Raw genomic sequence first — 1,221 nt, 5'->3', positions numbered from 1 at the left:
CTTCGAAGGCACGCACCAGGATCTCCTCGGATCGGCGGGGGTGTTTCGCCGGCTGCGGCTGCGAGCCTGGCGGATCGCAGTGCGGCCAGCTGAGCGCTTCTGCAGCAACCGTCTCGATGACACGGGCAGGCGGCACGTCGGCGCCGCACATGCGTGAGGCCAGCTCCCGCACCGCGCGCCAGAGCTGACGGCCGAACCGGGTCATGACGATGCGGAAGCAGACGAGCGGCTCTTCGGAACCGCTGGATGCAGTGGCGGATGCGGTGGCGTCGGCGGATGCGGTGGCGGATGCGGTTGCGTCAGCGGATGCGGTGGCGGATGCGGATGCGGATGCGGTGGCATCGGCGGATGCCGCGCCAGTGGAGGCCGCAGCGGCAGGACCGTCGCGATCCGAGCCTGTACCGGACGCGCACGCATTTGGACCCGTCCTTTCATCGCTCACGCCACTGCTCGACGCGCACGCATTTGGACCCGTCCCTTCATCGCTCGCGCCCCTCCTCGACGCGCACGCATCTGGACTCGCCGCTGCGCCGCCCGCGCCCGCATCCCCCGGCGCGGCCGCATCTCCCGGCGCGCCCGCATCCCCCGGCCCTGCCGCATCGCCCGGAGCGCGATCTCCGCGCCGCGCGGTCTTCGCCAGCTCCGCAAGCGCCCGCGTCGTCGAGGTCAGCGCAACGCGCAGCCAGCCGCGCTCGGTCTCTGCCGTCGCAACGCCAGCGAGCGTTCGTGCGTGCGTCCAGCGGATCACACCCGCCTCGAACGCCTGCTGGATCAGCGGCAGCGATGCCAGCGCCGTCACCACGCGCGCGTCCTCCTCCAGGCTGCGTCCACTGACACCGAGGCGCTCGGCGGCGTAATCGGAAAGACGCGTGAAGCCGAGCGGGCCCCACAGCTTGCGCTCGAGCAGCTCGGCAACGATCTGCGCCTGGATCAATCGGTAGCGTGAAACGAGTGCGGCGGCCGGCCCGGCTTCGCCATCCAGCTCGATAGCGTCCGGCAGTACGCCGCGGCTGATGCGGCGAGGTCGTTCGGAGGCGGCGCGCTCACCAGGCGCGGGTTCCGGCCGCCAGGCACACCTCTCGGCCGTGATGCGGGTGCCGGCCAGCGGCAGGCGCACGAAGCGGCTGGAGACGTCGTCACGAATGGCAGCGGAGACCTCGATCATCGAGGCGAACATAGTACGAAAACACTGCGCCTGGCAAGTGAGCGGAAGGCTTTTTT

At 70.7% G+C, this 1,221-nt stretch carries 1 protein-coding gene; it reads right to left on the bottom strand.

Annotated elements, in window-relative coordinates; genetic code table 11:
* A partial coding sequence (locus tag VEC57_07355) for a hypothetical protein (protein ID HYB98941.1) occupies positions 1-1,165 on the bottom strand: 1,165 nt, incomplete at its 3' end.
* Positions 1,166-1,221: the final 56 nt, after the last annotated feature.

The organism is Candidatus Limnocylindrales bacterium, from assembly GCA_035626395.1.
Classification (GTDB): Bacteria; Desulfobacterota; Binatia; order UBA1149; family CAITLU01; genus DASPNH01.
The sequence above is the reverse complement of the archived record's forward strand: the minus strand, read 5'-3'. Positions and strand labels throughout refer to the sequence as shown.